The organism is Streptococcus sp. STC1396, from assembly GCF_058933875.1.
Window position 1 is genome coordinate 25,329 of sequence record NZ_JBZYCU010000009.1, and the last position, 24,368, is coordinate 49,696.

The window sequence follows — 24,368 nt, forward strand, 5'->3', positions numbered from 1 at the left end:
TTAGCTCTTATAAACAAGTTTAATTCCCCCATTTTACTGATTCAGCACAAAAACTGGAAGAACTCCCCAGTTCACAACCATTTTCCCATATGCAGATTATCCTCATTGCCGACCTCTATTCACTAAAAGCCATTAATATTATGCTATTTTTAATGAAAAAGAAAAATCCAGCGAATATCGAAATTTCACTGGTTTTTAAAGAACTTATATTTTGCAGAATCAATCTAGCTCAAAACGCTCACTCTTTTGTTTATTTGGCAGAAAAAGCGAAAGAATGATACCTGCTAAGGCTGGGAGCAACCAAGGAAGAGAGGCTCCGGCGAGAGGCAAGGAATTTATCGTGTTCTCGAGCCCCTTTATTTTAAACTGGGGTGCCAAAACGCTGGCCGCAGCAATCAAAGCAACTATGGCAATCGTAAACTGCATCCCAGGTTTCGAAAGTGGCAAAATTTTATTAACAATCACAATCATAACAATGGTAATCGTAATTGGATAAAGAATCATCAGGACTGGGAGTGAATACTGGATAATGGCATTGAGCCCAAGATTGGCTATAGCAAAGCCTATCAAAGTAAAGACAGTCGCATATACTTTATAAGATAATTTCGGAAAAGTATTATGGAAAAACTCACCAGTTGAGACAATGAGACCAGCTGTCGTTGTAAAGCAAGTCACCGTTACCATGACCGCTAGAAAAATCTGTGCCGCTGGACCAAAAATTGCCTGAGTTGCTGAGGAAAGAACAGAAGCTCCAATATTCGCCCCTTGAGGCAGTTGAGCTGTATCAAGCGGGAAATGATTCCCTAAAAATCCGAGCCCAACATACAGGACACTAAAGCCCATGGCTACAAGGATACCAACCACCCAGATCGTTGAAACATATTCTTTTCTATTTTTAAATCCGAGCTGGTTTAGGGTCGCTACAGCAACCACACTAAAAGCAACTGAGGCCAGAGCATCTAGAGTGTTGTAGCCTTGAAGGAAACCTGCGCCAAAAGCAGATCCAGCATACTCAGCAGTAGCGGGCTGGGGAGCAGCCACTCCATATCTGAACGCCCCAAGAACAACCAAAACGACAATCAAAATCGCGAAAATTGGAGTCAGATAGCGGCCGATACTGTCCAAAATCTTTGATGGATTAAAAGCGATGATATACGCCAACACAAAATAAATTGTGGTGAAGATAAAAAGCCAAATCGTATGAGAATCTGCCGGCAGCATTGGCTCAATTCCGACAGAGAAAGCTGTTGTAGCGGTCCGTGGAATGGCGAAGAAAGGACCAATCGAAAGGTAGAGAACCACAAGATAAGCAATTGCAAACCAAGGAGCAATTTTTTGTGAAATTTCATCCATATAACCTTTAGGATTCGAAGCTCCGACAACCAAAGTCAAGATGGCAATCCCAACTCCAGACAAAACAAACCCTGCAATCGCTGCCCAAAATTGAGGACCCGATTCCAACCCAAGCTGAGGGGGGAAAATTAGATTTCCAGCTCCAAAAAACATTCCAAATAAAAGCAAGCCTGTTAAAGCACCCTTTTTAATCATTAGAAACTCCTCTCCCACTTTAAAATGCTTTTCCATTATAACTATAAACTCACTTTTCTGCAAGATATTTGGATAAGTTATACTGAATAAAAGGGATTTATAATACAAAATATGTTTTAATACGAACTTCATGAAATTAATTTTGATTTAAATTGAATATTTAGAGAGCATTTTTTGATAATCGCATCTTTTTCAAGGATATAGCACTTCGCTTTTAAATTTCAAAAACTTTTTGTTCGTTTTATATCGAATCGTTTTCTTTGTTCAAAATGTTTTTATGATGTACTAGGAACATAATTTTACGCTGGAGACTTTCTGTTGCTACACTTATTTGCTTGTGTTCAAGAAATTACCTACCTTTTCATCCTCTACTGCAACTGGTCTACATATTCCTTGAACTCTTACTCCTGCTTTCGTTCAGCTCAGGAGTCAATCCCTTATTTTTACAAATTTAAAATATATAGCTAATCATCAATTTTTTTATCTGACAATTGCTCTTGGCACCACACGACGTGGAACTGTCCTATCGTAAAACCAGATAGATATGAGTTTTCTTAAACATTCCCCACCCAAATCTCAGTCAAATTCTTCACTATTTTTCGTCATTTTTAAAAGGAAACTCAGCTGAGTTTCCTTTTATATATATCTAGGCTTCTTTCTTATCCGAAAATTGACTCATATATAAGTCATGATAGAATCCCTTGTCGGCCAGCAGCGACTCGTGATTGCCCTGCTCAATGATTTGTCCATCCTTGAGCACCAAAATCTTATCTGCTTCTTGGATAGTGGATAAGCGGTGAGCAATGACAAAGCTCGTCCGCCCCTGCATAAGAGTTTTCATGGCTTTCTGAATCAAAAGCTCTAAACGAGTATCAACTGAGGAAGTCGCCTCGTCCAAAATCAGAATCTTAGGATCCGCCAAGAGAGCCCGTGCGATCGTCAGGAGCTGCTTTTGCCCTAGCGAAATATTGCTAGACTCCTGATTCATTTCCATATTGTAGCCACCTGGTAAGGTGCGGATAAAGTGGTCCACATTGGCTGATTTGGCCGCTTCCACAATCTCCTCATCACTAGCATCAAGGTTACCAAAGCGAAGATTTTCCTTGATAGTCCCCTCATAAAGCCAAGCATCCTGCAGAACCATACCAAATTGCTTACGATAGTCTTGACGGGATAGCTGGCGAATATCGTGGCCATCCACGCTGATAGAGCCTTTAGTCACATCGTAGAAACGCATGAGCAGGTTGATCAGGGTCGTCTTACCAGCTCCGGTCGGCCCGACAATAGCCACCATTTCACCCGGCTGGACTTCCAGATTAAAGTTGCGAATCAGCGGCTTGTCTGCCACATATTGGAAGTCTACATCTTTGAAGCTGACTTGACCAGTCAAGTCCTTATCTAGCTGAATAGTATTGTCCATAACTTCATCTGGCTCATCCAAAATCTGGAAAATCCGATCCAGCGAAGACTTGGCGCTCTGGAGCTGACCTGCCAGCTGGGTAAGGTTTTGGATAGGCTGATTGACTTGCCAGACGTACTGGACAAAGGCTTGCATATTCCCGATGGTCAATTGACCAACAATAACCTGCAAACCGCCTACCAGAGCGACGATGAGATAGGTTAAATCAGAAATCGCATTAAGGACGGGCATCATGAGCCCAGAGATAAAGCTGGCTTTAAAGCCGACTTCCTGTAGATTTTGAGTAATAGCGCGAAAATCTTCAGCCGAAGTCTCTTCTCGGCCGTAAAGCTTGAGGACATTGAAGCCTGTCAGATTTTCCTGAACAAAGCCATTCATGGCTCCCAAAGCATCTGCCTGCTTCTTAAAGTAAGGCTGGGATTTTTTGAGGATAATTCTTGCTCCCATATAGGTCAGAGGAATGCTGACGATAACGATCAAGGCCAGCTGGAGATTCAGATACAAAACCATCCCGATGACTAAAATCAGCGTCATAACGGCATTGACCACTTGCAAAAAGCTTTGTTGGAGAGCATTTGAGACAGTCTCCACGTCACTAGTGAAGCGCCCAATCAAATCACCAAACTGGTGCTTGTCAAAGTAAGAGACAGGAATTTGATTGATCTTATGACTGAGCTCATTGCGCATGTCGCGGACAGTACTCTGCACAGCATTGGTCATGAAATAGTTAGAAAAGTAAGAACCAATCTCATAAAAGAGGGCACGAATAAAGTAGAGCAGCATGATCCAAGCAACATAGCTACTATTGATGGCTGCACCGGGCACTCCCTTGGCCATATCCAGCAGATTTTGCGTCAGTTCTGTAATGGCAAGCCCTAGGACAAAAGGCTCTAGGACACTCATGACCACGCTGACAATCTTGAGGAAGACTGCAAGAAGCACGGCGGCTTTATAGACTTTTAGATAGCCCCATAAGCGGACAAAACTATTTTCTTTCATCTCTTCCTCCTATTCTTCTGTTAGTGATTGGCTATTGAGCTGGGAATTAGCGATTTCGCGATAGATGGCATTATTTTCCATCAGCTCTTCATGCCGGCCTCGACCCACGATTTCACCCTTGTCTAAGACAATGATTTGATCCGCATCCATAATGGTTCCGACCCGCTGAGCCACGATGAGAACCGTTGCATCCTGCGTCTCTTCCTTGAGTCGGCGGCGCAAAGTAGCATCCGTCTTGTAGTCCAGAGCCGAGAAGGAATCGTCAAAGATATAAATATCCGGCTCCTTGACAACCGCACGCGCAATGGACAGCCGTTGCTTTTGGCCACCAGATAGATTGCTGCCACCTTCGGCCAAGTGCGTCTCGTAGCGCTCTTCTCTGCTCTCGATAAAGTCGCGAGCCTGAGCCACATCTGCTGCTTGATTGAGCTCCTCAGAGCTAGCATCTTCCTTACCATAGCGGATATTTTCAGCGATCGTCCCGGTAAATAGCAGAGCTTTCTGCGGAATAAAGCCAATCTTCTGACGGAGGGCCTTGAGGTTATAAGCGCGGACATCCACACCATCCACCAAAATCTTGCCTAAGGTCACATCATAGAAACGCGGAATCAGCTGAACCAAGGAAGACTTCCCAGAGCCTGTAGAGCCGATAAAGGCGATCGTTTCCCCCGGTTTGGCCTTGAAAGAAATACTATGTAGGACAGGATTTTCTGTCTCACCTGGATAAGCAAAGGTTACATTGTCAAATTCCAGATAGCCCCGCGTCGCTGTTTCCGTGATCCCATTCTCATTTGGATCGATGGAAATCGGCATATCCATGACTTCCTTCAGCCGCTCGCTAGAGACCGCTGTCCGTGGATACATGGTAAAGAGACTGGACAGGAGCAGGAAGGACAGAAGGGCATGGAAACTGTACTCGATAAAGGCAACTAAATCCCCGATTTTCAACTCGCCGCTGCCTAGTGGCTTGAGGGCAAACCAGACAATGGCCACAATCATGGCAATGATAATCTGCACAAAGAGAGGCTCCGTCAAACCTGTCAATTTAAAGAGACGATTGGAATTCTCCGCATAGATTTCATTTTCATCGGCGAAGCGCTCTTCCTGAAATTCCTCACGGGCAAAGGCTCGAATGACCCGCAGACCGGTCAGATTTTCCCGAGCATACTGGTTGATCTTGTCCAGCGTTTTCTGCTGCTTTTCAGACAGAGGACGCGTCTTGACCGCCACATACCAGACTACGATTGCCAAAAAAGGCACCGAAATCGCCACAATCCAAGCCATGGACGGACTGGTCAGGAAAATCATGAGGATAGACGACAGCATCATGATAGGCGTGATAGCTCCCATCTTGAGCGTTTGCTCAGCAAACTGCATGAGGACAAAGGCATCACTGGTAATCCGCGTCACCAGCGAAGAAACGCCGATCTGCTCGTACTCATGATGGGAATACTCCTGCAGCTTATCATAGAGATCATTCCGCATATCTCGCACCATGCTGGTCGTTAATTTCCCAGCAGCATAGGAAAGGACGATCCGCCCCAAAATCCCAAGGATAATAACCAGCAGCATGATAAAGCCCCAGAAATACAGGCGTTCCTGATCGCCCTGGTTAATCCCTTCGTCAATCATACGTGCCAAAACCGTTGGCAGCCCTAGATTGACCACTACAAAAAAGATAGCCGACACAAAATCCAGTACCAACCACTTGGGGTAGCGTTTCAAATAAGACCAAATGTAAAGCATAATCCCTCCATTTTCTATAATAATAAAAAAGCACTGAAGAGTACTTTTCTTGATTATCCATGCGGCGGGCAACAGCTCCGCCACAATCTCTAACTGCTACTAGTATAGCAAATCATGACGGAAATTTCAAATATTCCTACAAAACAAAAGGCGAACAAATTCTCATGCTTCCCAGCAGATAAGAATTTGCTCGCTTTTTTGGTGCCTTAGAGACAGACAAAGACACACCGCCAATTCCTTATAGGTAAGGTATAACTGATTAACAAGTTTAATCGGATGTACTACGAAATTGAACATTGGAAAGCGTCTCAATTCCTTATAGGTAAGGTATAACGAAGGATTACCTAAAACTGGTGAGAAGGATAACTCTTTGTCTCAATTCCTTATAGGTAAGGTATAACATACTCAATGAATATTTTCAGTGAGGATTTCAAGATCCTTATGTCTCAATTCCTTATAGGTAAGGTATAACTCGTTTGCGGCTTGGGTTACAAAGATTCTTTGAAAGCTATACAAAGGATAGTCTCAATTCCTTATAGGTAAGGTATAACATAGCCAACCTTTATACTAAAGGAGAAGGTGAAGGGTCTACTTCGCCGAAAAAGTCTCAATTCCTTATAGGTAAGGTATAACAAAGAAGGCCTATCAGAATCAGAAACATTAAATCTAGTCGACATCCAAGAAGTCTCAATTCCTTATAGGTAAGGTATAACCCCTTCTAACTGAATATCGGGAAAACACAGCCCGGACAACTGTCCGTCTCAATTCCTTATAGGTAAGGTATAACAGGAAGCCAATAGATCCACTAAGCTATACAACAGATTCTAAAATAACAGGTCTCAATTCCTTATAGGTAAGGTATAACAAAAAGTGTAATTGAAATTCAAGATCAAAAACAATGGTTGGAAGATATGTCTCAATTCCTTATAGATAAGGTATAACGGTAGAAGGTTTACCTATCTACCATATTGCGCCTTGGAATCTGTCTCAATTCCTTATAGGTAAGGTATAACCGGATCAAACGCCGCAGCAGCCGCAACCAAATCCGGATCAAACGTCTCAATTCCTTATAGGTAAGGTATAACTGTCTAAAAGAATTGAGCGTAGAGAATTCTTCGTTATAGTCTCAATTCCTTATAGGTAAGGTATAACCTTCGGCTTAGAGGTGGAGGTAAAATATATCTAATATAAGTCTCGCGTCTCAATTCCTTATAGGTAAGGTATAACGAGAATCCAGGCCAAAAACCTGAATTACCTAAAACTGGAGAGAGTCTCAATTCCTTATAGGTAAGGTATAACATAGATACATTGGTTACATTAAGATTGGTCAAAATGACATTTCGTCTCAATTCCTTATAGGTAAGGTATAACATAATCAAGAAAGAGGAGGATAAAATCTTTCTAATTCTTGATTCCAAGCGTCTCAATTCCTTATAGGTAAGGTATAACTCACACAGAACAAGATGAAGAACTCGTAAATTAGTCTCAATTCCTTATAGGTAAGGTATAACACCAACTCCAAACCCAGGCGAGGAGCAAAAACCAACTCCATGTCTCAATTCCTTATAGGTAAGGTATAACCAAACGACAGGATATCATGATTAACAAGTTTAATCAGATGTACTATGAGTTCGTCTCAATTCCTTATAGGTAAGGTATAACGTAAAAAATAGAACATTTGGAGGACTTAGTTATGATGTCTTTAGTCTCAATTCCTTATAGGTAAGGTATAACAACAGCATTTTCGCTGTTTCTAGATTGATTGTATCAAAAAACAGGGCTTTTTTCAAGATTTCAATGAAAAAAGTCGGTCGATCTTTTTTGTCCTAGCGCTTATAAACCGCTTGGTTGGCAGCTTTTGAAAAAGAGACAAAATATCGAAAAGATCGACCGACTTTTTGAAAGACAAAATCAGAAAAATCGAGAGTGGGACAGAAATCGGTAATTCGTTAGAATTCGATTTCGTCGTCCCACCTCCGCACAGTTGAGTAGGGCTGTAAAAGCTGATGAAATCAGCGTAATAGAGCCCACTCAACCACTGCGTATTGCTCGACAATACAAAGATAATTGAGAGGCTAGGACTTTTGTCCCAGACTCTTTAATATTGAAGATTAGCGAACTTAATCATCTGAATCTAGCGGCAAATAAAGACAAATCTGGGTAAATTTATCTGGTTCAGACTGGATTTCCATATGATAGTCGTCTCCGAACTGCAATCTCAAGCGTTGATCGACATTTTTCAGACCGACACCACCTAAGTGAAGGAGAGTCGCATCCATAGGAGCGTTAACATCAAATCCTCGGCCGTTATCATAGATAGACAGTCTCAGTTGTCCCTCTTCTACTTTCGACGTCACCCGAATCATGCCATGTCGGTCAATTTCCTTGATGCCATGGTAGATTGCATTTTCAACCAAAGGCTGAAGTACCAGCTTGGGCAGTTTATAATCAGCTAGAGATTCATCCTCTTCAATCTCATATTGGAGCTTGTCACCATAGCGCTGCTTCTGGATGAAAAGATACTGACGAACGTGGTCAATCTCATCTCTAAGAGAAATCTGTTCGTGCCCTTGATTAAGCGCCAAACGGAAATACTGAGCGAGTGATTTTGTTACCTCAACAACACGCTTGCTGTCGTTAAATTCAGCCATCCAGACAATCGTATCCAAGGTATTATAAAGGAAATGGGGGTTGATTTGAGCAGAGAGAGCTCGGAGCTCATAGCGGCGGACATTTTGTTCTTCAGTCTTGACTGCTTCCATTAGTTGTTCGATTTGGTCCAGCATTTTATTGAATTGCTGAGCCAAGTCAACCAACTCTGGAGACCCCTTTGCTTCCGCTCGCAGATTTGAGTCACCTGCCCCAATCTTCAGAATGACAGCCTGCAGATTCTGAAGAGGCTTAATCCACAAACGTAGAACAAACCAAATACCAGTCAAGCACAGCAGGAGTGCTAAAATGCCCATTCCTACAAAAGAATAAAGCATCTGTGACTGAAGCATCTGTAATTGCTCTAATGAGGAAACGCCAATTAAAGTCCAGTCGCTGTCCGCAATATCAATCTGGTAGACAAAAGCCTGCTTCTGGTCTGCGTAACCGTCCTTGACCGAGATATAGGGCTGCATAGCTTTCATTTCCTGACTGGATGAATAAACACTCTTCTTAGGATGATAGACAAATTCATGCTGGCTGTTGACAATAAAGCTAAAACCCTTCTTCCCGAGCTGAAGCCGATCCAAATAGGCTTTGAGACTCTTATAGCCGATATCCAAACGCAAAACACCGAGATTCTGCCCTGCTTCATCCACTACTTCCTGAGTGACGGAAACAACCCACTTCTCCTTCTCTAATGCTAGAGACTCCTTGCGAGCAGGAGTCAAGACAGGCATGGCTCTGGTATGGACGGCTTCCTGATACCATTTTTCATTCATCATATCAGAGGATGTCTGCATGCTGATTTTAGAATCTGTCGAGACCACGCGCCCGTCCTTAGTAACCAATACTGCCGACACCAAATCCGGATCTGTCTCAATGATGGTTTTCATCAAAGACTGAACTGACGTTTCGCTGCTTTCTTGATTCTGAGCATACTTCCGAATCGTTTCTTCCTTGCTCAGTGTGGAGGTGGTTTGTTTTAATTTCTGCAAATAGGAAGCAATGAACTGCCCGCTTTGCTCCATACTATTACGCGTCGTCCGCTCTGTCAGCTGCCGAATGGTTTCTGAGCTAGTCTGATAGTAAAGACTCCCAACAGCCCCCAAGAGTAAAAGAACCAGCAGAAAAATATAGACAATCAACTGGATCAGAAGCGGATATCGTTTCATTTCTCCTCTCCTTTTTTAAACTGCCGAGGTGTCAGCCCAACCACCTGCTTGAAGCGCTGAGAAAAATAGTTCATATCGTCAAAACCTACCTGCTCTGCTATTTCATAAATCTTCAAATCTGTAGTTAAGAGTAAGAGTTTTGCTTTTTTCATCCGCTCTTGAATCAAATAATCTTGAAAGGGCAGGCCTAATTCTTTTTTGATAAGAACACTTAGATAGGACGGACTAAACCCCAATTGAAAAGCCAAACTTTTCAGGTTTAATTCTGGATCAGCTAGACGCGCATGAATAGCCTCTTCCAACTCAGAGTGCTGTCCCTGATCGACCAAACTTTGAATCTGGGCCTTTTTACGCTCCTTATCAAGCTTGATCTGCAGCTTGGCCAACATCTCCTCGACATCATCTTTTGAAAACGGCTTGAGAAGATAGTCATCTGCACCTAGCTTAATGGCCATCCGAGCATAGTCAAAATCATCATAGCCCGTCAGAAAAACGATATGGCAAGTAGGAACCTGATCTCTGACTAGCTTGGCCAGTTCGAGGCCGTTCATCTGTGGCATATTGATATCGGTCAGCAGAATGTCAGCAGGATTTTCCTGAAATTTCTGCCAAGCTTCTATTCCATTTTCAGCTTGGGCAATGACTTGCATACCAAACTGTTCATAGTCTACCAAGGACGCAATCCCCTGTCTGACCAGATACTCATCCTCTACAATCATAATTGAATACACAAGATTCAACTCCTTATTTTTACTGGATTTATTATAGCAAATTTTCGATCAAAATGCTCTTAAACATAATCCAAAAGATAACCGTAGCCCTTCTCCTCCATCTCAGCTTTTGGAATGAACTTAATTGACAGACTATTGATGCAATAGCGCAAACCGCCCTTGTCCTTAGGGCCATCAGTGAAAACATGGCCCAGATGTGAATTTCCAACCCGACTGCGAACTTCTGTCCGTGTCATGTTGAAACTCTTATCTTCTTTGTAAGTCGCAACATCTGGACTGACAGGACGGGTGAAACTCGGCCAACCGCAGCCAGAGTCAAATTTATCCTTTGATGAAAAGAGAGGTTCTCCTGTCACCACATCCACGTAGATACCAGCATCGAACTTATCCCAATAGCGATTAGAAAAAGCTCGCTCTGTGTCATTCTTTTGTGTGACTGCGTATTCTTCTGGAGAGAGCTTAGCCTTAATCTCTTCATCGCTAGGCTTTGGATAGCGACTAGCTTCGATAACAGGGTAAGCAGCTTGATTGACATCGATATGGCAATACCCATTAGGATTCTTTTTTAGGTAATCCTGATGATAATCTTCTGCCTTGATAAAGTTTTTCAGAGGTTCTTTTTCAACGGCCAAAGGCTTATCATATTTCTTGGCGACTTCATCAAAGACCTGATTAATAGTATCAAGATCAGCTTCGTCCTTATAATAAACACCCGTTCGATACTGGGTGCCTTGGTCGTTTCCTTGTTTGTTTTTGGAAGTCGGATCAATGATACGGAAATAATGAAGTAAGATTTCTTTGAGAGATATCTTTTTAACGTTATAGGTAATTTTCACCGTCTCAGCATGACCAGTTTGGGAAACTAATTCATACTTGGTTGTGTCGCTCTTACCATTTGCATAGCCAGACTCAGCATCAATGACACCTGGTACTCTAGAGAAATATTCTTCTACACCCCAGAAACAACCGCCAGCCAGATAAATCTCCCGCTTATCTTCTTCCTTGACGTCTTCTTTCTTTTGTTTGGTCACTTCTGTCTTGCTCATAGAGGCTTTCTTGATCTGTTCAGGAGATGATTGCTTACCATTCCCTGCAATCACATAGACCAGTCCAAAACAGAAAAGCAAGCCAATTAAAACCAGAAAAATTTTCCATTTTCCTTCCATTTTCTTTACTCCTTTCTACTTGATTTCCTTCAGTGTTTTCTCAATATCTTCCTTGCCCATGTAGCCCACATGAGTTTTAGCAAGTGAGCCGTCACTATTGATAAAGAGAGCAGATGGATAAGAGCGAATACCGTATTCTTTCAGTAATTCTCCCTTAGTATCCATAAGAACTGGCATGTTCTTGTAATCCAAAGATTTATACCATTCCTTGAAATCATCAGCAGACTTTTCTCCATTAAAAGTCGGAGATACCACCGTCAGGACAACATAATCTTTTCCTGACTGTTCCTTAGCCAAATCATTGGTATCTCCAAGTGTGGATAGACAGATAGAGCACCAAGAAGCCCAAAATTTTAGATAGACTTTCTTGCCTTTAAAATCAGACAGCTTGTAGGTCTTGCCGTCCACTCCTTGCAAAGCGAAGTCCTTAGCCATTTTTGTAGCTTGGTTAGAATTTGACTTGCTAGTCATGGAACTTTTATCATTTTTGGAAGCTTCCGAATTCATTTGCTGATTTGAGCAAGCTCCCAGTAAGCCTACGCAAAGTAGCCCTGCGGTTAATAGAGACAGTTTTCTCATAGTATTTTTTCCTCTCTAAACAAGGAGAAAGCCGACAAAATTGACGACTTCCAGCCTTATTGATAATTTTATTTATCAGATGACATTTCAGACGAATCTTTCGTGTCATCCTTCATGCTTGAATCACTTGATTTCATATCATCTTTCATGTCAGACTTACTTTCGGACATCATAGAAGAGTCCTTCATATCATCCTTTTGCATCTTGTCATCAGACATGCTAGAGTCTTTCATATTCTCCTTCTTCATGTCATCTTTTTTCATATCGTCTTTCTTCATCATGCTGCTGTCGTCCATCTTTTTCATATCTGAATTTGACTTTTGACTGGAGCAAGCAGCCAAGGCAAAGATACTAAGAGTAGCCATTGTAAGAGTTGCGATTTTTTTCATGATATTTCTCCTTTAATCATATAATATTTATCCAAATAGTGACGCTAAAGCGTTTAGATTTCCGAGCATAAGCAGGATTCCCATGAGGATGATGAGTGCCCCGCCGATTTTCTTAAGCGTTCCCATATAAGGTTTGAGTTTTGCAAAGCGCTGTAATACCCAGCCGGAAGCCAAAGCCATAGCTAGAAATGGAAGGGCTAATCCAAGTGTATAAACCAACATAAGCAAACCGCCCTGAAGAGCACCGGCTCCCCCAGAAGCAGCAATCGCTAAAACAGAGCTCAGAACAGGCCCAACACAGGGTGTCCAACCAAAGCTAAAAGTAATCCCTAAAATAAAGGCATTAAGCAAGTCACTCCGTTTACTATTCTGTTTAAACTGGATGCTTTTTTGCTTTTGCAGCTGCTGGATATTGATGACGCCCGTTTGGTGGATTCCCAATAGTATGACAATTCCACCCAAAAGATAGCGAAACCAAGGGGCGTATAGGACTTGACCTAGAGCACCAGCACCGTAGCCCAAGACTAAAAATACAGTCGACAATCCCGCTATAAAGCAGAGTGTTTTGACCATCCCATACCAAGAAACCTCTCGTCCTAGAATCTTGAACGTCCTCGGCTGCTCTTCATCTAACAAGATTCCTACATAAACCGGCATAAGCGGTAAGATACAAGGGGAGAAAAAGGAAAGAATCCCTGCCAGAAAAACTGAAATAAAGAACAAAAAACTTGTAGCCATTTCAAAAACCTCTCGATCATTTTCTGACTATAGTATAAAATAAAAATCCCCCTAAAAATAGGGAGATAGATTTGAAAAAACTTGAATTTGATTTTATCTTTTCTACACCATGAGTTGAAAGTATTCACCACTGACTGAGGATTTATGTTAAGTTGAGAGCAAATGCAAAGGTGCTTCCTAGGCCACACTGGCTTTCGACCGTAATTTCTCCACCCAGCTGATGAGCCAACTCACGCGCAATCGCAAGGCCCAGACCATGGCCACCTGTCTTCATATTACGTGAAGTTTCCACACGGTAGAGGCGTTTGAAAATCTTATCCAAATCCTCGAGAGCAATGCCCTGTCCTTCATCTTTCACACTAATTGTCAAGACTTGCTCAGTTAATTGAGCCGTAACCTCAATTTTAGGGCTCTTTTCTACCATTTGTCAAGTCTGTCAAGGCTTTAAGTGAAAAATGAGATAAGACAGTAGCTATTCCGGCTCTTTTCTACAACAAAATAGGCTCCATAATCCCTGCGGTGGATTTACCCACTACAGAAATTATAGAGCCTACTTTTCTTGATTATCCATGCAGCGGGCAACAGCTCCGCTACAATCTCTAACTGCTACTAGTATAGCAAATCATGATGGAAATTTCAAATATTCCTACGAAACAAAAGGCGAACAAATTCTCATGCTTCCCAGCAGACAAGAATTTGCTCGCTTTTTTAGTGCCCTTGGAGACAGACAAAGACACACAAGCAATTCCTTATAGGTAAGGTATAACTGAAAAAAGTTTCTTTCCTTTTATTGTCTGTAGCTGTTCTTGGGACAGGTCTCAATTCCTTATAGGTAAGGTATAACGGAATCATGGCTGTCTTCTTTATATTGACTACTCCATGCTTAGCCGCATGTGTCTCAATTCCTTATAGGTAAGGTATAACATTTGTTTATGATGGTGATAAACTGCTCGACACGCAGGTCGATTTTCATGCTTAGCCGCATGTGTCTCAATTCCTTATAGGTAAGGTATAACACCGTAGAGGTTAATTACTTGATAGCTGACCATCCTGGTCGGTTAGCAAGTGGTCTCAATTCCTTATAGGTAAGGTATAACGCGGATATTATCGAATATTCAGAGATCTTCAAACAGGAATGGTCTCAATTCCTTATAGGTAAGGTATAACAACAGCATTTTCGCTGTTTCTATATTGATTCTATCAAAAAATAGGGCTTTTTTCAAGATTTCAATGAAAAAAGTCGGTCGATCTTTTTTGTCCTAGCGCTTATAAACCGCTTGGTTGGCAGCTTTTGAAAAAGAGACAAAATATCGAAAAGATCGACCGATTTTTTGAAAGACAAAATCAGAAAAATCGAGAGTGGGACAGAAATCGGTAATTCGTTAGAATTCGATTTCGTCGTCCCACCTCCGCACAGTTGAGTAGGGCTGTAAAAGCTGATGAAATCAGCGTAGTAGAGCCCACTCAACCACTGCGTCTTGCTCGACAATCCAAAGACAATTGAGAGGCTAGGACTTTTGTCCCAGACTCGATTGATTGACTGACTATGATACCACTTTAATCCCTAAAGAATAAAGTCGTTGGATTCTACCATGCCGATTTGAATCTTCTTGGTGTATTTTGGGGATTCCAACTGATAAATCTGTACAGAATCTGTCTGAGGTTCTATAATGTTGGCTAATTCCTTTTGTAAAGCGCTCAGCTTTGCTGGAGTAATATGCCCTTCAAAGACCGACTTTTGCACATGAACCAAGTATTTCCGACAGGTCTTTAAAACCTTGGCCACGCGTTTGCGATGCACATCATATGTCAAGATAATATACATTTATTTTCTCTTTTTGAAATAGAAGAAACAAACTGTCGAAAGAAGAATGAGCAAAGTAAGCCAAGATGAATACGCCAGACTTAGATTACATATAGTCAAACAATTATCCTGCAGTTCTTTGATATTCGGAACAATTGCTAAAGCTAGACTTAAAACAGTCAGCACTAATACTCTGTCATTCAATTTATTACTTGCTTCTGTCTGGCTGATATCATGCAGTTCACTGATTTGACTATCTAGGAGATTGATATGCTTCTCTATATAGAGTGAGGTTTGTAGCAATTCGTAGATTTCCACCGCCTGCTCCTGCGGGCACAGCTCTGGAAGCAAAAATTGATTTTTAAAGGTCGTGTAAGCCTTCTGCAGCTTCAGTTTATCAGAAACTGTAGCATTGACCTTATCCCCCGCATCCTTGGAATACTTCAAAATACCAATCCTCTGACTGAGCGTGATCAAAGCCAAGTCCAGATATTCCGTCAAAAAGTAGCCTTTGAGGAAAAATTCTGGAAAATCAGAACCACTCATAAAAATCATGGAATGCTGGCTGGCCATATAAAGGCTTCCCTCAGCTGACCACCTCGTATAGAGAAGCTTCTCTAGCTCTGCCTTCAGCATGTCCCGACTCAGACATGTTGAATCTCCCTTATCAACGTATAAAATACTAAAAAGAAGCTTCATCTCCTCTAAACTATGCTTCGAATCATCAAAATTCGCCCAATTCGCTGTTTTATAAATCAGCTCCTCTACTTCAGGAACCATCATGTAGCTCACCACATACATCCGGTCATCAATGATGATTTCTAAATGAGGCTTAGACTCAAACTGTGAGATTTCTTCCGGAAATATCGCTTCCTCAGGCAAGCCAAAGAAATCCTGTAAGATTTCTTTCGGAGCCGACATGATCCCATAGGAAGAAATCAAGCCAGATGGCTGTGGAGCCTCATTAACTTTTTCACTCTTAATCAACTCAATATTATTTGGTGAGACTAAATCACGCAGCAATGGAGTCAAGAAAGGAGCATAGAGATGACGACCATACTGGTTGATGTTTTTAATATCTTCCAATTTATCTTTGCAACGATTTTCCATTGAAAAAATCAGGAAACCTGCTTCTAAATTTGGAAAATAACGAAGCATGATATAGTCAAGCGTCAGGTCATAACACTCAAGTTTGTCGATTTGATTATAATAAGAAATCCGATACACATCACCTTTTTCTAAGCCAGTATAAGCATAGTTTGTGACCAGCTCAGGATTGCGGAAAATCAGCTCCTCTGCTTCTTTATTTAAATATCGGTGATAAGCGTACTTTAAACGCTCGCTTTTTTCACCAGCTTCTACATTCAGATAGGGGAGTTCATTGGCTTCTTGCTTAATCTTCTTCCACTTGGAAGACTTCGGAAAAGACTCCAGCCCCTTGGCCGCAAAGGGCAAAACAAAGATATGGTGACTATATACAGGATGATTCTCAGACATAAATAACCTCCGATTAAGATATTCATCATGAAAGCACTACCAATATACCATAAAAAACTTGCACCCGCAAGTTTTTTCAGTTGAAGCAACCAATTCCTTATAGGTAAGGTATAACAAGTGTAACTTCTGCGCGAATAATCGCCTCAAGGAGCGACCAAAAGTGTCTCAATTCCTTATAGGTAAGGTATAACCTACGAGTACGAAAACGGCACTTACTACAACATCACGTCTCAATTCCTTATAGGTAAGGTATAACTTTTAAAAAAAAGGTTTCACTGGCAAGTTTGAAAACACGGCTTACCAATCGTCTCAATTCCTTATAGGTAAGGTATAACCAGTGAACGATCTTCAGATAGTTAGTGGCGTCGCTGACGCTAATTTCGTCTCAATTCCTTATAGGTAAGGTATAACAAGGTTTCCCGATTTTCCACTTAGCACCTTGGGACATAGATTTTAACCGTCTCAATTCCTTATAGGTAAGGTATAACACTCCCAGAACTGGAGGGAGGAACTCACAATCCTCTCTACGGTCTCAATTCCTTATAGGTAAGGTATAACAAATGAAGGAAATGATCAAGAATGCTGGAGCTGGAGATAACGTCTCAATTCCTTATAGGTAAGGTATAACGAATATCTTAGCCATGAGGCTCGTAAGCTATGGTATAAATGTCTCAATTCCTTATAGGTAAGGTATAACGGTGAAAAAATGGAAGACACAATTGTAAAATTTGCCGAAGGTCTCAATTCCTTATAGGTAAGGTATAACGAAAAAAGTTCGTGAAGAAATTAAATTCTGGGAAAAACACGGAGGTCTCAATTCCTTATAGGTAAGGTATAACAAACGGCTAAAAGTCAGCACTAAAATGATTAATATGATTGAGTCTCAATTCCTTATAGGTAAGGTATAACATAAGGACAATGCCGCAGCATTAGTACATATGGGGCAAATCGTGGAGTCTCAATTCCTTATAGGTAAGGTATAACGAAAGAAAGGAAAAATCATGAAAAAAAATTTTGTTGGGGCCACGGCTCCGTCTCAATTCCTTATAGGTAAGGTATAACGTACTTCTTAACGACAATGATACTATATGATGATAAATCAAATAGCGTCTCAATTCCTTATAGGTAAGGTATAACCATTTGGAGGACTTAGCTATGTTTATGAATAGCAATTTCATTTTGTCTCAATTCCTTATAGGTAAGGTATAACCAACGAGTTAGAGTGAACCACTACGGAGTAAGTAAAGAGTCTCAATTCCTTATAGGTAAGGTATAACCATGCTTAACCGCATGTAGCAATGCAGCATCAGCCGCAAACGTCTCAATTCCTTATAGGTAAGGTATAACTTTTTCTTTTTTTCATTGTCATATCCTCTTAGGATAGAACCGCCTAATGTCTCAATTCCTTATAGGTAAGGTATAACTAAGCCGAAGCCGAACAAACCTAGCGAACCTTCAAAACCGTCTCAATTCCTTATAGGTAAGGTATAACTCTTGGCTTAATTAACTTCAATGAAAAGAGGTGAGAACGTCTCAATTCCTTATAGGTAAGGTATAACACACAAAGTATTTGCAAACGGCTCTTCAAACAATTCTCTTTCAGATGAGAAAGGTCTCAATTCCTTATAGGTAAGGTATAACGAGAATAGCAACTACTATACCACTGGATTAGATAAAAACAAGTCTCAATTCCTTATAGGTAAGGTATAACGAGGGAGGTCTAAAAATGACTGAACTAATTACAATCAATAAGTCTCAATTCCTTATAGGTAAGGTATAACCTAGTAGGTCAACCTGTCACTAAAGTTGAAACTGGAGCAAATGTCTCAATTCCTTATAGGTAAGGTATAACACACACAGCACAAAGTGTTTGCTAATGGGACAGAAGAAAATGTCTCAATTCCTTATAGGTAAGGTATAACCCTTCATGCTTATTTCGGTAGCTGTTCTTGGAGCAGCGTCTCAATTCCTTATAGGTAAGGTATAACTGCGACTTTTATACCAATTTTGCAGACACCATCAAACGTCTCAATTCCTTATAGGTAAGGTATAACCAAGTTGTTCGTATCAACGCTGATTCAGAACCTGAAGACGTTCAGTCTCAATTCCTTATAGGTAAGGTATAACACGCCGCAGCCGGATCCAACGCCAACGCCGCAGCCGGATCCAACGGTCTCAATTCCTTATAGGTAAGGTATAACCATCGAATCTGGAACAGTTTCAGGATTTGGCTTCATTTACAAAAAGGTGTCTCAATTCCTTATAGGTAAGGTATAACGTGACGATAATGGCCGTATCATCGGCTGTAAGAGGTTCGCCCTCGGTCTCAATTCCTTATAGGTAAGGTATAACAACAGCATTTTCGCTGTTTCTAGATTGATTGTATCAAAAAACAGGGCTTTTTTCAAGATTTCAATGAAAAAAGTCGGTCGATCTTTTTTGTCCTAACGCTCATAAACCGCTTGGTTGACAGCTTTTAAAAAGGAGGCAAAAAATCGAAAAGATCGACCGACTTTTTAATAGTATTTGTAGGGTTTAAAGCGTTTCAAGTCACCATCTTGCTGCAAGATTCTCTTAAACTGACGAATATCATGCTGAATGAGCTGGGCATAGGTATAGGTTGAACGCCCCATGACCAGCCTAGTCTGTAGCTTTTCCTCAAAACTTCGCAAGACGATATATTTCCCTTCACGATTCAGATAAACCGATCCGTCTTCCCTTTCTTCAAAATGATCTGTAGCATTGATTTGATGCTTATTGATCAAACTCAAAATCACTCGATCCACGATAACTGGCTTCATATAATCCGCAAAATCCAGATGCAGACTATAAGGACGATTATTTGAAGCATGCAGCACTCCGATTTTAGGATCCAGTCTAGCCTGCCAGATCAGGCGCAGAACACGACTATACAAAATCGTATTGCAAAAGCTAATCAAAGCATTTAGTGGATCTCGAGGTGGCCGCTTGGTTCGCTTAACAAAAGAAAAACCACTTTGATTCAAAATCTCATTAAACATAGGATAGTATATCTGCTTGACCCGTGCCTCTAAAAGCATCAAATCATCGACCGACTTTTTGCGATGAACTTCCTTAATCGCCATCGTCAAGTCTTTCTCAATCTCTAAAAGAAGCTTATTGGACTTATATCTTTTAAGATAATAGCGACAGTTTGCCCGCAAATTATGAAAATGCGATAATTCAAACTGCTTGGACAACAGCAAACGCTTTTCCTCGTCCAGATACACTTGGCACTGCTTCAATAAAAGCGGAGCTGGACTCTTCATGGTCTCAGGAATAAAGTAGGCTTGGAATATTGCCAAAGTCATTATGAACTACCAAAGGGATCTTCTTTTGAGCCAAAAGCTTGAGCGTCCGCGGTGCAATAATGACATCCGAATAAATATCAATCTGCTCTACTGCCTCTATCGGCAAATGATACCGATGTTCTTCATTTTCAAAGAGTAGCGAATAATCCTTTTGATTTAAAATGCCACCTTCAACTATATGATACTGACGATTGACAAAATTTAGCTGACTAGGATGCCAACCAGAATAATAACTGAGAGGAGTATACTGATGCTTCTGGCAAATTACCTCTCCTTCCCTGAGAAGAAAATCATAACCTAAGACCCTGCGATTCATAGAAGCAAAGACACCGCTCTTTTTCTGATTGATTTCCAAAGCGAAATCGCGTACCAAAACTTCCGTCGCCTCTTTGTAAATAGCCTGAGCCTCACTCCTATTTTTGCAATAAATATAGATATTATCAGCATATCGAAGCCAATTCCAACCCTTACTCTCTAAAAATTGATCGAAATCCCTCAAATAAAGATTACTTAAAACAGGACTGATCGCACTCCCCTGAATTAAGCCGATTGTATTCTCATGTACTTGCCCTTGATACGAAACACTTGCATACAGGTAAGCAGTTAGCAAATCAAGTACCCTGCGATCTTCCAATATCCCGCCTAGCTGCTCTTGAAGTTTCTCAAGATCAATCTGGTCAAAATAATGATGGAGATCAATTTCAACAAGGTGATGAAGATTTTGGCTTAGAAATTGTTGCACGCAAGAAACAGCAGCCAGCACGCCCTTATTTTCCTGATAAGCAAAACAATGTTCTAAAAAGCTATCATTAAGGTAGCGATTTAGCTTCTGTTCCAATAACCGCAAGATGAAGCGGTCTACTGTCCCAAATGAAGAAATTTTTCTTTTACCACCTGACTTTTTAATAAAGTCTGTTTGGTAAATCAAGCTCGGCCGATATTTTCCCTGCTCTATTACCTTCCGAATACTCTCTGAGTTCATCAACCAATAATCCGCTAATTCACTCAAAAGCACACCATCACTACCTACTTTATTTGACTTACCTGATAGATGCAAGAGTGCTTCTCTTTGATTTCTTTTCGAAAATAGCTCTTCTAACGAAAACATCTCACTCACCAAGCAGTCTTTGGATGATACGACTTGATAGTCTGACATCATCTAGCGCATTATGCAGCCTTCCTTCGAAATGCGAGACTAAATCCAGTCGGTTTCCAATGGGTTCAAATCCTCTTGCGTACAAAAGACTGGCAACATCAATAATAGGGAAAGGAGCCAAAAATGCTCTATTTTTCCTATCCTTTTCTACTATCTTATGGAAAAGCCGACTCTCTACAGGAAAGGGTACATCTGCAAAGCAACGCGCGGAAGTCCGATAAGTACACCAGAGCTGCCAGACCTCTTCCAAAAGCTCTTCCTCTGTATCAAAAGCTTGATAAGCTCCGATGTAGGGAATGACATGTTCCAACATCCAGGCTTCTTTGGTCTCCGCGATCTGCTTAGGTATACCACCGTAAAAAGTGGCTACTTCCGTTCCATCTAGCTTTGTGACTAGGACAGCCATTGTCAGCAGAGGACCATACAGCCCATCCACCTCCGCATCTACAATAAAACGATACTCCATTTAATATCTCCATTTCTGAGAAAAAGACCAAAGCTTATCAGTAATAGCCTCCGACTTTTGATCAAGATTGTCAAAAAAGTTTTCCCATTCTCTCAGCAATTCCTGCGTTTCTGAAAAATCAACATCGTTTTTGCCAGTATAGCCCTTCATCATTTTTTCCAATTGATGAAGGGTAGTTTTTAATTTTTCGTAAGTGTTAGATTTTTTCCCTTGCAACTTCTCGCAGCTAATTTTAGCTGCATAGATTGGGATGGAGCGTAGTTTTAACGTGAAACTATCTTGGTTTCTCATACATACTTTAATAGCCTTATCATAGCAATTCAGGCTGTCTTCCATTTTTCCCTCAAAGCGATAATAATTAGCAAAATTCCAATAGACTATCTCCATAGGATGGTAAAAAATTTTCTCCGTATTGACCAACTTTGTTGCCTTATTTCGCTCGTGAGATGAAAAGAACTCTCGATAGACTGGATGTTTGACAAAGACAGTATAAAGTAGTTTAGCAAAGTCTATATCCTGCTGATAAGCCTCAGTCATGATTAAAGAGTAATACATGGCATAGAACTGTTGACTAATGGCCGTTTCTTGTCGCTCAACCCTATCCCAAAAATATTGAATCACAACCTCATCTATCTCACTAACCATCTTATGAGCATAGTCAATCGCTAAAATCAACCAATGAAGCGCAGCTTTAGCATCCTTTCTCAGAAGTTCAATTCTGCTACGGTATTGCCGATGGCGCTCCAACTCTCCAGGGAAACTCGGATACTGCTGCAAGCCTTCATCAGATAAACGGATGATACTCTCTAATTTAAAATCTTCCTGCTGGGCTTGAAATAAGAGACTATAGATTTCCATACAGAGAACATCCCCATAGTATTCGGACTTCAAGGATTGAAAATAATTTGAAATTGAATCATAGATTAACAGTAGATTTAGGAATTCTTTAAAAATAGCGTGGAGATCTGCCATTAATTGAGAAGCTTTTTTATACTGACCACTGTCAATGTAAAATACAGCAAGTTTTTCCTTGATTCGGTAGAGGCTAAAAAGATTTTCTAAGCTATTTTCAGAAATCTTTACCAATTCTAAACTTTGAGAAATGACTTGACCTGCTTGACAAGAACGGCCAGAACGCAGGTAGACATCGCTTAGTTGCAGGAATACTTCAAAGGCAAACAACTCATATGGATACTTTTTATCTCTCAAAAGTGGCAGTAGTTGATCACAAATCTCTGTAAATATCTCAATAGATTTCTCATAATCATCCTGTCTCGCTGTATAAGCTAAAATCTCTGAAGCAAACTGTTTTAATTGCGACTTCAACACTCTGTAACTCAGATACTCCATTCGGTCGACAATCAGATGCAAATAAGTTTCCTTGCTTTTTATAGCTTGGGATGTATAATATTCCATCAGAGCTTCTGATATATCGTTTTGAGCAAGCAAATATCGGATGCGACTATCTGAAGATAACGTTGACAGAGAAAATACATAAGAATCCTCAAATAAATTGCGCAAGACTGCTCTCTGATCTCGAAAGACTGGAACATCTCGCAAATACATCCGCCGAATATTCGAAGCAAAATCCGCCAAAATTAACTTTTGTGATTCCGTCGCTTTTTTCAACTGAAATTGAACATCTGTCCCAGAACGATAGCTGACTTCACTTGTTTTTAAACTTGTTGTAAAGGAACGCTTATATTCAGACTCCTGAATATGGACACGCTTCTCTATACCTTTTCGAGCTACACGACTGGCAATGATAATATCCAATCTAATATCACCATACTTTGCCTCTAATAGCTGCGTGAGTTGCACGAGACCCTCGGATAAGATTTGTAAATACAGTTGTCGATTATCCCCATTTCCCTGCCACTCAATATTTTCAAAAAAGATATAACGCGCATCCGTCTGATTTTTAAATTCAATCAATTTAGGAATAACATATTGCTTTTTCTGATTTGGGGTCATATTCATCGCATGATTTAACGAATCATCATTAAGAATGCTAGAAAAGTTAAAGTTTTTAATAGCAGCCTTTTCAACTAGCACACCACCAAGAAAAGAGTAAATTTCCTCTCTTTGAGACTCAGAATCTGCAAATTTTCCACTTTCATCCAGCCACAACTCAAATTGTTTCATAAAAGCTTCCTCTGCTACTCTAACTGTCCGAAACCAACGTTCGTTTTGGCGCCAATGCCTACATCAGTTAAGATGGTTTTAAATAACTCTATTTTTTCTTCAACCGTAATTTGAAGTTTATCTGAAAGCTGGTACTCGTTCAGATAAAAGCCAAATTCAAAAGAGATTCCAGGCTTAACTTTCAGACAGTTGATTGGAATAGGATTCTTGATAATATCACTATGAGGCGTAATGAATTCCAATGCTAGGCACTGTTGCTTAGAGGTTGGACAGGGATAAGCATCTAAAAATACATCATTATCTTCGAAAATATTGTCTTTCAAGTCATAAATTTCTTCATCAAAAAGTTCTTCATCAGAAAGTTCTGGTTTAAGAAGTGACTTAATATACTCCATCTTTTGTTGATTAATATCATCTTTGGTATCTTCTTTCCTAGGAAAGACGCTTCTCAGTACCCCTTTGACAGAGGATCCAGGTATATAGGGCAGTCCCGTTACATAATCAAATGAAAAGCCAGAATAAATAGAACCCTTTGATTTCAAATCATGGGGATTGCCCGTTCCTATCATAAGACCAGGATAAATAGTTTCCAAAGAAAAGGTTTGGAAACTTGCTACACCTTTTGAAGCATTTTTCAAATGCTCCAGAGGTGATAGAGAAAGGTCAAATTTAAAATCCTGCAAAGCCATATTTCTCTCACGAAATTGCTCCTCACTAGATTTTTTTTGCCTACCCAGTTCATAAACTAGACCTGATGGTTCTTTCCGCTCCTCTAATCCTTCAAAATATTCATGATAGTAGATATAAGACATGTTTTTTGAACTAAACATC

At 40.6% G+C, this 24,368-nt stretch carries 16 protein-coding genes, 1 pseudogene and 3 CRISPR repeat arrays; all 17 genes and pseudogenes read right to left on the reverse strand.

The window, feature by feature from the left end:
- Positions 1-219: 219 nt before the first annotated feature.
- Positions 220-1,548 (reverse strand): branched-chain amino acid transport system II carrier protein, encoded by a 1,329-nt coding sequence (gene brnQ, locus AC5FEC_RS04440; RefSeq protein WP_493661419.1) that lies wholly within the window; start codon positions 1,546-1,548, stop codon positions 220-222.
- A 646-nt stretch (positions 1,549-2,194) separates the two neighbouring features.
- Positions 2,195-3,967, reverse strand: a complete 1,773-nt coding sequence (locus AC5FEC_RS04445; protein ID WP_493661420.1) for an ABC transporter ATP-binding protein — start codon at positions 3,965-3,967, stop codon at positions 2,195-2,197.
- A 9-nt stretch (positions 3,968-3,976) separates the two neighbouring features.
- Complete coding sequence (locus AC5FEC_RS04450) at positions 3,977-5,713, reverse strand: ABC transporter ATP-binding protein (protein ID WP_493661421.1); 1,737 nt, start codon at positions 5,711-5,713, stop codon at positions 3,977-3,979.
- A gap of 227 nt (positions 5,714-5,940) precedes the next feature.
- Positions 5,941-7,447: direct repeats of the CRISPR family, unit length 29 nt; unit sequence GTCTCAATTCCTTATAGGTAAGGTATAAC.
- 386 nt (positions 7,448-7,833) lie between these two features.
- Complete coding sequence (locus AC5FEC_RS04455; protein WP_493661422.1) at positions 7,834-9,537, reverse strand: cache domain-containing sensor histidine kinase; 1,704 nt, start codon at positions 9,535-9,537, stop codon at positions 7,834-7,836.
- Positions 9,534-10,268, reverse strand: coding sequence for a response regulator transcription factor (locus tag AC5FEC_RS04460; protein ID WP_493661423.1), 735 nt, complete (start codon positions 10,266-10,268; stop codon positions 9,534-9,536). Before AC5FEC_RS04460 ends, AC5FEC_RS04455 begins: the two co-directional genes overlap by 4 nt.
- A 59-nt stretch (positions 10,269-10,327) precedes the next feature.
- Positions 10,328-11,434: a peptide-methionine (R)-S-oxide reductase MsrB gene (msrB, locus tag AC5FEC_RS04465; protein WP_037615671.1), complete on the reverse strand. Its 1,107-nt coding sequence runs from the start codon at positions 11,432-11,434 to the stop codon at positions 10,328-10,330.
- Between the two features lie 15 nt (positions 11,435-11,449).
- On the reverse strand, positions 11,450-12,013 hold the full coding sequence (locus tag AC5FEC_RS04470) for a redoxin family protein (protein WP_234550298.1): 564 nt from the start codon (positions 12,011-12,013) through the stop codon (positions 11,450-11,452).
- A 68-nt stretch (positions 12,014-12,081) separates the two neighbouring features.
- Positions 12,082-12,402, reverse strand: coding sequence for a hypothetical protein (locus AC5FEC_RS04475; RefSeq protein ID WP_493661424.1), 321 nt, complete (start codon positions 12,400-12,402; stop codon positions 12,082-12,084).
- A 27-nt stretch (positions 12,403-12,429) separates the two neighbouring features.
- Positions 12,430-13,140: a thiol-disulfide oxidoreductase-associated membrane protein CcdA2 gene (gene ccdA2, locus AC5FEC_RS04480; protein WP_062199274.1), complete on the reverse strand. Its 711-nt coding sequence runs from the start codon at positions 13,138-13,140 to the stop codon at positions 12,430-12,432.
- 142 nt (positions 13,141-13,282) lie between these two features.
- Positions 13,283-13,546: pseudogene (locus tag AC5FEC_RS04485) on the reverse strand (ATP-binding protein); the annotation flags it as partial.
- A gap of 332 nt (positions 13,547-13,878) precedes the next feature.
- Positions 13,879-14,307: a CRISPR direct-repeat array (repeat unit 29 nt; unit sequence GTCTCAATTCCTTATAGGTAAGGTATAAC).
- A gap of 397 nt (positions 14,308-14,704) precedes the next feature.
- Complete coding sequence (cas2, locus tag AC5FEC_RS04490) at positions 14,705-14,965, reverse strand: CRISPR-associated endonuclease Cas2 (protein WP_148880170.1); 261 nt, start codon at positions 14,963-14,965, stop codon at positions 14,705-14,707.
- The gene (locus tag AC5FEC_RS04495) at positions 14,966-16,441 is read right to left on the reverse strand and encodes a hypothetical protein (protein WP_493661425.1); all 1,476 of its coding nucleotides are present in this window, start codon (positions 16,439-16,441) and stop codon (positions 14,966-14,968) included. It lies immediately after the preceding gene.
- Between the two features lie 86 nt (positions 16,442-16,527).
- Positions 16,528-18,793: a CRISPR direct-repeat array (repeat unit 29 nt; unit sequence GTCTCAATTCCTTATAGGTAAGGTATAAC).
- A gap of 164 nt (positions 18,794-18,957) precedes the next feature.
- Positions 18,958-19,770 (reverse strand): CRISPR-associated endonuclease Cas1, encoded by an 813-nt coding sequence (cas1, locus tag AC5FEC_RS04500; RefSeq protein WP_493661426.1) that lies wholly within the window; start codon positions 19,768-19,770, stop codon positions 18,958-18,960.
- Entirely contained in the window at positions 19,733-20,929 is a 1,197-nt protein-coding gene (locus tag AC5FEC_RS04505) for a reverse transcriptase domain-containing protein (protein WP_493661427.1), read from the reverse strand. Before AC5FEC_RS04505 ends, cas1 begins: the two co-directional genes overlap by 38 nt.
- Positions 20,880-21,392: a 3'-5' exonuclease family protein gene (locus tag AC5FEC_RS04510; RefSeq protein ID WP_493661428.1), complete on the reverse strand. Its 513-nt coding sequence runs from the start codon at positions 21,390-21,392 to the stop codon at positions 20,880-20,882. Before AC5FEC_RS04510 ends, AC5FEC_RS04505 begins: the two co-directional genes overlap by 50 nt.
- Positions 21,393-23,537 (reverse strand): hypothetical protein, encoded by a 2,145-nt coding sequence (locus tag AC5FEC_RS04515; RefSeq protein ID WP_493661429.1) that lies wholly within the window; start codon positions 23,535-23,537, stop codon positions 21,393-21,395.
- Positions 23,538-23,551: 14 nt separating this feature from the next.
- Positions 23,552-24,367: a type III-B CRISPR module RAMP protein Cmr6 gene (cmr6, locus tag AC5FEC_RS04520; RefSeq protein WP_493661430.1), complete on the reverse strand. Its 816-nt coding sequence runs from the start codon at positions 24,365-24,367 to the stop codon at positions 23,552-23,554.
- Position 24,368: the final 1 nt, after the last annotated feature.

Excerpts from the sequence above, each read along its gene's own strand:
- brnQ (WP_493661419.1), bottom strand. The coding sequence starts at position 1,548 with ATGATTAAAAAGGGTGCTTTAACAGGCTTGCTTTTATTTGGAATGTTT.
- AC5FEC_RS04445 (WP_493661420.1), bottom strand. The coding sequence starts at position 3,967 with ATGAAAGAAAATAGTTTTGTCCGCTTATGGGGCTATCTAAAAGTCTAT.
- AC5FEC_RS04450 (WP_493661421.1), bottom strand. The coding sequence starts at position 5,713 with ATGCTTTACATTTGGTCTTATTTGAAACGCTACCCCAAGTGGTTGGTA.
- AC5FEC_RS04455 (WP_493661422.1), bottom strand. The coding sequence starts at position 9,537 with ATGAAACGATATCCGCTTCTGATCCAGTTGATTGTCTATATTTTTCTG.
- msrB (WP_037615671.1), bottom strand. The coding sequence starts at position 11,434 with ATGGAAGGAAAATGGAAAATTTTTCTGGTTTTAATTGGCTTGCTTTTC.
- AC5FEC_RS04470 (WP_234550298.1), bottom strand. The coding sequence starts at position 12,013 with ATGAGAAAACTGTCTCTATTAACCGCAGGGCTACTTTGCGTAGGCTTA.
- AC5FEC_RS04475 (WP_493661424.1), bottom strand. The coding sequence starts at position 12,402 with ATGAAAAAAATCGCAACTCTTACAATGGCTACTCTTAGTATCTTTGCC.
- ccdA2 (WP_062199274.1), bottom strand. The coding sequence starts at position 13,140 with ATGGCTACAAGTTTTTTGTTCTTTATTTCAGTTTTTCTGGCAGGGATT.
- cas2 (WP_148880170.1), bottom strand. The coding sequence starts at position 14,965 with ATGTATATTATCTTGACATATGATGTGCATCGCAAACGCGTGGCCAAG.
- AC5FEC_RS04495 (WP_493661425.1), bottom strand. The coding sequence starts at position 16,441 with ATGTCTGAGAATCATCCTGTATATAGTCACCATATCTTTGTTTTGCCC.
- cas1 (WP_493661426.1), bottom strand. The coding sequence starts at position 19,770 with ATGACTTTGGCAATATTCCAAGCCTACTTTATTCCTGAGACCATGAAG.
- AC5FEC_RS04505 (WP_493661427.1), bottom strand. The coding sequence starts at position 20,929 with ATGATGTCAGACTATCAAGTCGTATCATCCAAAGACTGCTTGGTGAGT.
- AC5FEC_RS04510 (WP_493661428.1), bottom strand. The coding sequence starts at position 21,392 with ATGGAGTATCGTTTTATTGTAGATGCGGAGGTGGATGGGCTGTATGGT.
- AC5FEC_RS04515 (WP_493661429.1), bottom strand. The coding sequence starts at position 23,537 with ATGAAACAATTTGAGTTGTGGCTGGATGAAAGTGGAAAATTTGCAGAT.
- cmr6 (WP_493661430.1), bottom strand. The coding sequence starts at position 24,367 with ATGTTTAGTTCAAAAAACATGTCTTATATCTACTATCATGAATATTTT.